Raw genomic sequence first — 8,534 nt, forward strand, 5'->3', positions numbered from 1 at the left:
GTCACGGAGCCAGATCTCTCGGCCGCTCTGGATGGTTGCGCGTCCAGTCAATCAGGTCGTGGGGGAGTCCTGTCAATCCGGCACCGGAACGGCGTTCGACACAAAACGTCACATCGTGGCGGACCGGGGTGCCGGGGCTGTTCCCATGGAGCCATAGCCATCCAGAGCGGCCGAGAGACCCGGATCGACGACGCCGCAGCAACCCGCCCTTGACAGGGGACCGGGTGCTACCGCCGGGACCGATGGGAGATTCCATGACCTCGACCGTGCACGCCACCACCTACCAGGACCTGGCCGGGCGGTTCGCCCCCGCCCTCCAGGACATCGCCCGAGGGGAACCGGCCCGGGAGGCCGGCCGTCACCTGCCCTTCGCCGCTCTCGAGCAGCTCCGTGCGGTGGGGATCGGCACGCTCACCGTCCCGGTGGAGGCCGGGGGCTCCGGTGCCGGGCAGGAGGACATGCTGCGCCTGCTGATGGACCTCGCCGCGGTGGACGCGAACACGGCGCACCTGGTCCGTAGCCACCTCAGCTTCGTCGAGCACGTCCTCGCCCAGCCGGACGAGGCCCTGCGCACGAGGTGGCTGGAACGGGTGGCGGACGGCGAACTGGCCGGCAGCGCGCTGTCCGAGGCCCGCGGGCCGGCGCTGGGCGAGATGGACACGACCGTCTCCCGGGACGAGGGCGGCCAGCTGCGGATCAGCGGCCGCAAGTACTACACCACCGGCAGCATCTTCGCCACGTGGACCCTGGCGACGGCCCGCCTCGACGACGCCGTTCCCCTGCCCGGGCGCCGTCGCGGCGGTTCCCGGCAGAACCTGGCGTCCGGTGCCCCCGGAGGCTCCCCGGGCTCCGCGCGGCTGGCGCTCGCCGTCGTGAGGGTCCGTCAACCGCGGACGCTCGTCAAGGACGACTGGGACGGGTTCGGCCAGCGGCTGACCGGTACCGGCACGGTCGAGTTCGACCGGGCCGGCGTCGAGGAGCTGCTGGCGCTGCCACCGGCCGACGGGCACGTGCCGCTGCACCACGAGGCCACCCTGATGGCCCTGCTCGCCGGGGTCGGGCGGGCCGCGCTGAGGGACGGGGTCGACCAGACGAAGCGCCGGCGCCGGTCACCGAACACCGCGGGCGGGCTCACCCCGCGGGAGGACGACCAGCTCCTGGGGATCATCGGCGAGCTGTCCGCCCAGCAGGCCACCGCCGAGGAACTGGTCCGTGCCGCCGGACGTGACCTGGACGCGGCGCTGGCGCTCGCGGCCGCGGGGCGCGACACCCAGGGCGGGCGAGCCGCCGTCGGGGCGGACGCGGGCGATGACGGCGGCGACGACGGTGCTGCCGCCGAGGCCCTGCAACGCGCCGCCCTGACGGCCCATCGGGCGCACGTGATGGTGCCCCGGCTCGTCCTGGACACCTGCACGCGCATCTTCGACACCCTCGGCGCCTCCGCCACGAGCACCGAGCTGCAGCTGGACCGGCACTGGCGCAACGCACGGACCCTGGCCAGCCACGACCCGGCGGTCTTCATGGCCCGCATGGTGGGCGACTGGGAGGTCAACGGCACCGCGCCGGTGCCCTACCTGTCCACAGGCACGGCCTGAGGGGGCTTTCCGGACCTCGCGACGAGAATTTCCACGCCGGACCCATCCGGCCCGGCACCTGCTCCGAACACCAGACGTCAACGCTGGATCGACCAAGGAGCAGTCATGACCACGAACACCACGAAGAAGTCCGCGGCCGTCCTCGGCACCATTGCCCTCGCCCTGTCCCTCGCCGCCTGCGGCGCCGGAGGGGACGCAGGCGCGCAACCGGACCAGTCCACCGCCTCGGCGTCGATGTCCGCCTCGCCCTCGGCCTCCGCGAACACGTCCGGGGGCATGGAGGGCGGTGCGTCGGAGGACATGCCGATGCCGGCCTCCACCGGTGACCCGTTCGCCGACGCCCGGACCGCCGCGGCCCACATGCCCAAGACCGCCGAGACCCTGGCCACCGGATTCGCCACCGCGGCAGACGTGGGGGGAGACCCCTCCTCCGACGCGGCGACCGTGCGAGCCACCTTGACGGCACAACTGCAGGAGCACGTCTACCTGGCCGGGATGACGGTGGCCACGGCCTACGCCACCGAACTCGACAGCCCGGAGACCGAACTGGCCTCCGCCGCCCTGGACGAGAACTCCCAGGAGCTGGCAGCCACCATCGAGGCCGCCTCGGACGCGGAGACCTCGGAGGCGTTCCTGCAGCTGTGGCGCGAGCACATCGGCTACTTCGTGGACTACGCCGCGGCCGCCAAGGGTGGGGACGCGGCCGCCAAGGAGCAGGCGATGGCGGACCTCGAGGGGTACACGCAGGAAGCCGGCTCGTTCTTCGAGAAGCTCACGGGCGGCGAGCTGCCGGCCGGGGCCGTCACGGAGTCCCTGCACGGCCATGTGGACACCCTCACCATGGCCATCGACGGCCTCGCAGCCGGCGACCCGGCCGCCTACGACGACCTGCGGATGGCCGCGCACCACGTCGGCGAGGCGGCGGCCACCATCTCCGGTGGCGTCGTCACGGCCACCGGGATGGAAGGCGACCCGATGGACGACGCCGCCACGCTGCGGGCTCAGCTCACCTACGACCTGCAGGAGCACGTCTACCTCGCCGGGATCGCCGTGTTCACCGCCTACACCGCACAGGGTGGCACCGACTCGGAGGCCTTCACCGCGGCGGCCGCCACCCTGGACACCAATTCGAAGGCCCTCGCCGAGAAGATCGGCTCGCTGGCCGGCGAGGAGCAGGGCACGGCGTTCCTGGAACTGTGGCGTGAGCACATCGGGTTCTTCGTGGACTATGCGCAGGCCCGGGCCGGTGGGGACACCGAGGCCGCCGAGCAGGCCCTGATGGACCTGGACGGATACCGCCCGCAGGCCGGGGAGTTCTTCGAGGAGATCAGCGGTGGAGAACTGCCGGCCGCGGACATCGCCGAGGGGCTGGGCATGCACGTGGAGACGCTCTCCGGGGCCATCGACTCGATGGCGGAGGCCCTCGTCCCGTGACCGGTCCGGGCCGGTGACCGGCGCACGGCGTCCCGGTTGCCCCCAGGGGCATCCCGGGACGCCGCGGTCGAACCAGCGCCACGCCGATCCTGGCCTCGCCTCGCACGGGGGAGCAGGGCGCGGATACGCTGGCCGGATGACGCGCGACGCCGGACCGGGGACCACGCCCCCAGGCCCGCGCCCGCGGACCGGGGCCGGTGAGGACCAGTTGGTGGACCACCTCCGGCGCAGCGCCCAGGGGGATCAGCAGGCCTTCGCCGCCTTCTACGACGCCGTCGCCCCGCGTGCGTATGGCCTGGCCCTGCGCGTGGTGCGGGACCGGGACCTGGCGGCTGACGTCACCCAGGAGGCCCTGCTGGACGCCTGGCGTGGCGCCGGGGGGTACCGCCGCGAGCGGGGATCGGTGATCGGCTGGGTCTGCTCGATCACCCACCGGCGGGCCGTGGACCTGGTGCGATCCACCCAGTCCCGACGCGACCGGGAGCTCCGGGCAGGCGCGGCATCCTTTGGCCGGGACCACGACGACGTCTCCGAGGCGGTGACCGACGCCGAGGACCGGGGCCGGGTGGCCGACTGCCTGGGTGCGCTGACGGCCCTGGAACACGAGGCCGTCACGGCCGCATACTACGGCGGGCTCTCGTACCGAGAGGTCGCCGACCGGCTCGGGGCCAAGCTCGCCACCGTGAAATCACGGATGCGCACCGGCCTGCACCGACTACTGGACTGCCTGGGGGTGGAGTGATGGCCGACGAACGGGAACTGCTCGCCGCCTGGGCCCTTAATGCCGTGGACGAGGCCGAGCGGCGCCGGATCGAGGAGCGATTGCGCGTCGACCCCGTCCTGCGGGCCGAGGCCGACGCCCTGCTGCGGGCCACGGACGGTCTGGGCACCCGCGAGAACGCGGCGCCGCCTGCCGGGCTGAGGGACCGCGTCCTGGGCGCCGTCGACGCCGAGGCCAGGTCCCTCCGGTCCGCACACACCGGGGTGCGTCCCGAGGCGACGTCCGCCGGTGCCGCCACCGCGGGATCGCAGGATCCGGACGCGCCCACCAGCCTGCGGGACCAGCGGGAACGACGCTGGCCCGGCCGCCGTCGGGCCTGGACCGCGGTGGCCGCCACTGCGGCGGCGGCCGCGACCGCCGCAGTGCTGCTCCTCGCCCAGCCGTGGCAGGACGGGGGCCTGACGCAGCAGGACCAGGTGGTGGCCATCGAACAGGTACTCGGACAGGACGGAGCCCGTCAGGAGACGGCACCCGTGGCGGGCGGCGGCACAGTCGAGGTCGCGCGGGCCCCCTCGGGCGAGACCGTGGTGGCCGCCCGGGGCCTTGCTGCCCCGGAGGGTGACCGCGTCTACCAATTGTGGACCCTCGAGGGCGATCAGTCGCCCCGGTCCGCGGGGCTCCTGGAACTCGACGACGGTCTGGCCCTCGTCCGGCTGCCCGAGGTGCCGGCCAGGGCGGCGCTGGCCCTCACCCTCGAGCCCGCCGGGGGATCGCCGGCCCCCACCACGGATCCTGTCGTGGTGGTGGCCGCGGGCTGACGTCACCGGAGGACACCGGATTCGTCCCGGCCCCGGACGGTGTGCTCCAATTGCCCGGTAACCATCCAGAGCGGCCGAGAGACCTGGCTCGTCGACGCCGCAGCAACCACCACGCGCCCCCGGGGCGCGGGACCGGTGCTACCGCCAGGACCGATGGAAGGAGCATCACCATGACGTCATCGAATGCCCAGAACACCACCGCCGGACTGCCCGCAGGGGTGCCGACCACCCCCGCCGGCCGGCGCGAGATCCTCTTCAACGCCTTCGACATGAACTGCGTGGCCCACCAGTCCCCCGGCCTGTGGCGCCACCCGGACGACCACGCCCGCGACTACAACACCCTGGGCTACTGGACGGGGCTGGCCCAGACGCTGGAGAAGGGGCTGTTCGACGGCATCTTCATCGCCGACGTCCTGGGTCCCTACGACGTCTACGGCAGCTCGGACGAGGCCACCCTGAAGGCCGGCACCCAGGTGCCCACCAACGACCCGATCCTTGTGGTCCCGCCGATGGCCGCCGTGACCAAGCACCTCACCTTCGGCGTCACCGCGGGCACCGCCTACGAGCACCCGTACGCCTTCGCACGCCGCCTGGCCACGCTGGACCACCTCACCGAGGGCCGCGTGGGCTGGAACGTCGTGACGGGCTACCTGCCCTCGGCCGCCCGGAACTTCGGGCACGAGGACCAGATGGAGCACGACGAGCGCTACAACCACGCCGACGAGTACCTCGACGTGGTCTACAAGCTGCTCGAGGGCTCGTGGGAGGACGACGCGGTCGTCAACGACAAGGAGTCGGGCGTCTTCATCGACCCGTCCAAGGTCCACCGCATCGAGCACGAGGGCACGTACTTCAAGACCCCCGGCATCGCCTTCACCGAGCCGTCCAAGCAGCGCACCCCCGTGATCTACCAGGCCGGCGCCTCCACGCGCGGCCGGGCCTTCGCCGGCAAGCACGCCGAGGCCGTGTTCATCAACTCGCCCACGGCCGAACTGATCAAGGGCACCGCGGCGAAGCTCCGCCGGGCCGCCGTCGAGGCCGGCCGCGATCCGTACGACCTCCGCATCATGTCCATGCAGACCATCGTCACGGGTGCCACCGACGAGGAGGCACAGGCCAAGTACGAGGAGCTCACGAAGTACATCGACGTCGAGGGCGGCCTCGTGCTGATGAGCGGCTGGATGGGCATCGACCTGTCCCAGTTCGACCTCGACGAGCCGCTGGGCGACGTGGAGTCCAACGCCATCCAGTCCACCATCGAGACCTTCAAGAAGGCCTCGGGGGACGACGGCAACCCGTGGACGGTGCGGCGCATCGCCGAGTGGTGCGGCGTGGGCGGGTTCGGCCCGGTCATCATCGGCTCCGGCGAGACCGTGGCGAGGGAACTGGTCCGCATCCAGGACGAGACCGATGTGGACGGGTTCAACCTCGCCTACCACATCACCCCGGGCACCTTCGAGGACATCGTGCAGTACGTGGTCCCGGAACTGCAGAAGCTGGGCCGCTACAAGACCGAGTACACCGAGGGCACCATGCGCCACAAGCTGTTCGGCCGGGGTGACCACCTGCCCCAGAACCACTACGGGGCCTCCTTCGCACTGCGCAACCGCGTGCAGGCCTGACCACCGGGCCCCCGGATCACCAGGGCCCGACGACGAGAAGACCCCGGTTCGCTGGGCGGGAACCGGGGTCTTCTCCTGTCATGCGGGAGGCGGGACGCTCAGTAGCGGTCCGGTCCGCTGCCTCCGGAGGTCTGGGACGGACCGGGGGTCGGAGTGCCGCCCTGCTGGCCGGTGCCGGATGTCCCCTCGGACTCCTTGACGGCGGTGTCGTAGGACGTGCCGGCCGAGGCGTGCTTGCCGCCGGAGTCCTGGGAGGTGGTACCCGCCCGGTCGGCCAGGCCCTGGGTGGCGGCGGTCGCCTTGTCCGCGACGGCGTGGGCTGCGGCACTGGCCTTGTCCGCCACGCCGGGAGCGCGGTCCCGGATCGAGTCAGCGGCCTTGTCGGCCAGTCCGGTGGCCTTGTCCGCCACGCCCGGGGCCTTGTCCTTCACGGTGGAGGCAGCCTTGTGGACCTGCTCCTGGGTCTTGGGGTCGTTCCAGAGCTTCTGCGCGTTCTTCGCGAACTTGTCGAGGTTCTGGCGGCCTTCGCGGCTCCCCAGCAGATAGCCGATCGCCGCGCCGACGCCCAGGGTGATCAATCGCTTCATCGTGTCTCCTTCGTGGCGGGTCCCGCCGGTTGGGTGATGCCTCGAGTCTTCACCCGCGCCGCCGGACGGTCAAACACTTCCCAGCCAGTTCCCAGACTCCGGTGCCCGCAGACGCCGGCGGCCGGCGCCCCGACCAGGGTCGGTGGCGCCGGCCGCCAGGACCCGGGCCGGGGGATCCGGGGATCCCAGCGGTCCCGGGAAAGGGATCAGCTACGCGGTGTGGCGGCAGCCGCCACGGCCTGGGCCACGCGCTCGGAGACCTCGGGGTCGAAGACCGAGGGGATGATGAAGCCGGGGTTGAGCTCCTCGTCGGAGATGCAGGAGGCGATGGCCTCGGCGGCCACGACCAGCATCTCGTCGGTGATATCGGAGGCTCCGGCGTCCAGCAGCCCGCGGAAGAACCCGGGGAAGGCCAGCACGTTGTTGATCTGGTTCGGGAAGTCCGACCGGCCGGTGGCCACCACGGCGGCGTGCTTGGAGGCCGCGGCGGGGTCGACCTCGGGGTCCGGGTTGGACATGGCGAAGACCATGGCCCCGTCGTTCATGGCGGCGATGTCCGCCTCGTCCAGCAGGTTCGGGGCGGAGACGCCGATGAACACGTCGGCCCCGACCACGGCCTCCTTGAGCGTGCCCGAGAAGGAGCCGGCGTTGGTGTTGTCGGCCAGCCACTGGCGGTTGGAGTCCGTGTGCGTGGAGCCGCGCTCGATCACCCCGGCCCGGCCGGCGGCCACGATGTGGCGGGCGCCCGAGGCCATCAGCAGGCGGATGATCGCGGTGCCGGCGGCGCCGACGCCGGAGACGACGATGCGCACGTCCTCGATCTTCTTGCCGGTCAGCTTCAGGGCGTTGGTCAGCGCGGCCTGTACCACGATGGCGGTGCCGTGCTGGTCGTCGTGGAACACCGGGATGTCCAGTTCCTCGCGCAGGCGGGCCTCGATCTCGAAGCAGCGCGGGGCGGAGATGTCCTCGAGGTTGATGCCGCCGTAGGCCGGGGCGATGGCCTTGACGATGGAGATGATCTCCTCGGTGTCCTTGGTGTCCAGGGCCACCGGCCAGGCGTCGACGCCGGCGAACTGCTTGAACAGGGCGGCCTTGCCCTCCATCACGGGCATCGCGGCCTCGGGGCCGATGTCCCCCAGGCCCAGCACCGCGGTGCCGTCGGTGACCACGGCGACCGTGTTCTTCTTGACGGTGTACTGACGGGCCAGGTCCTTGTCCTTCGCGATGGCCTGGCAGACCCGGGCCACGCCCGGGGTGTAGGCCCGGGAGAGGTCGTCGCGGGTGCGCAGCGGCACCCGCAGGGTGGTCTCGATCTTCCCGCCCTCGTGCAGCTGGAACGTCTGGTCCGAGAGTTCCAGGACCTCGGTCCCGTCCAGGGCGTCCAGGGCCTGGCGCACGCGCTCGGCGTGACCGGCGTCGATGGTGTTGCAGCTGACGGCGACGATCATGTACTCGTGGTGGGACTCCACCACGTCCAGGCCGGTGATGGCAGCACCGGAGGCGGCCACCTCTGCGGTCAGGTCGGAGGTCGCGGTGAAGGACGCGGGGGCCTTGACCTGCAGGGTGATGGAATAACCGGGGCTGGGTGCTGCCATGAGAGCTCCTTCGTAGGAGAGGGCCGAATGGTCGTCTGCTCCATGGCCGACGGACCAGTCCTGATCGAGGCCGAGTCTATCGGCGGGCAGACCTACTGCTCAGTCGTGTGTCGTCACGCTGTCGCGCCCTAGAAACCCCTGAGGATGACGTTCCAGTAATCC

7 protein-coding genes and 2 riboswitches are annotated in these 8,534 nt (G+C 71.7%); of the genes, 5 read left to right on the plus strand and 2 right to left on the minus strand.

All coding sequences use genetic code 11. The annotated features are described in order from the left end of the window. The first annotated feature begins 154 nt into the window (after positions 1-154). A riboswitch (SAM riboswitch) is annotated at positions 155-249 on the plus strand. 5 nt (positions 250-254) lie between these two features. From PLJ28_RS13905 to PLJ28_RS13925, 5 genes are all read left to right on the plus strand, one after another. Continuing rightward, positions 255-1,595 (plus strand): acyl-CoA dehydrogenase family protein, encoded by a 1,341-nt coding sequence (locus PLJ28_RS13905; protein ID WP_298044460.1) that lies wholly within the window; start codon positions 255-257, stop codon positions 1,593-1,595. Between the two features lie 105 nt (positions 1,596-1,700). Continuing rightward, a complete protein-coding gene (locus PLJ28_RS13910) occupies positions 1,701-3,029 on the plus strand; it encodes a hypothetical protein (protein ID WP_298044461.1) in 1,329 nt (442 codons plus the stop codon). Between the two features lie 211 nt (positions 3,030-3,240). Next, complete coding sequence (locus tag PLJ28_RS13915) at positions 3,241-3,771, plus strand: sigma-70 family RNA polymerase sigma factor (RefSeq protein WP_324590256.1); 531 nt, start codon at positions 3,241-3,243, stop codon at positions 3,769-3,771. Next, positions 3,771-4,568: an anti-sigma factor gene (locus PLJ28_RS13920; RefSeq protein WP_183529547.1), complete on the plus strand. Its 798-nt coding sequence runs from the start codon at positions 3,771-3,773 to the stop codon at positions 4,566-4,568. Before PLJ28_RS13915 ends, PLJ28_RS13920 begins: the two co-directional genes overlap by 1 nt. A gap of 58 nt (positions 4,569-4,626) precedes the next feature. Then, positions 4,627-4,728, plus strand: a riboswitch (SAM riboswitch). Positions 4,729-4,738: 10 nt separating this feature from the next. Continuing rightward, positions 4,739-6,190: an LLM class flavin-dependent oxidoreductase gene (locus PLJ28_RS13925; protein ID WP_255459749.1), complete on the plus strand. Its 1,452-nt coding sequence runs from the start codon at positions 4,739-4,741 to the stop codon at positions 6,188-6,190. A 98-nt stretch (positions 6,191-6,288) separates the two neighbouring features. On the opposite strand, the gene PLJ28_RS13930 is transcribed toward PLJ28_RS13925, so the two are convergent. Both PLJ28_RS13930 and PLJ28_RS13935 read right to left on the minus strand, forming a co-directional pair. Then, a complete protein-coding gene (locus PLJ28_RS13930; RefSeq protein WP_298044465.1) occupies positions 6,289-6,777 on the minus strand; it encodes a YtxH domain-containing protein in 489 nt (162 codons plus the stop codon). A gap of 206 nt (positions 6,778-6,983) precedes the next feature. After that, entirely contained in the window at positions 6,984-8,372 is a 1,389-nt protein-coding gene (locus PLJ28_RS13935) for an NAD-dependent malic enzyme (protein WP_183529545.1), read from the minus strand. Positions 8,373-8,534: the final 162 nt, after the last annotated feature.

Origin of the sequence: Citricoccus sp. (assembly GCF_035445025.1) — a bacterium.
GTDB lineage: Bacteria > Actinomycetota > Actinomycetes > Actinomycetales > Micrococcaceae > Citricoccus.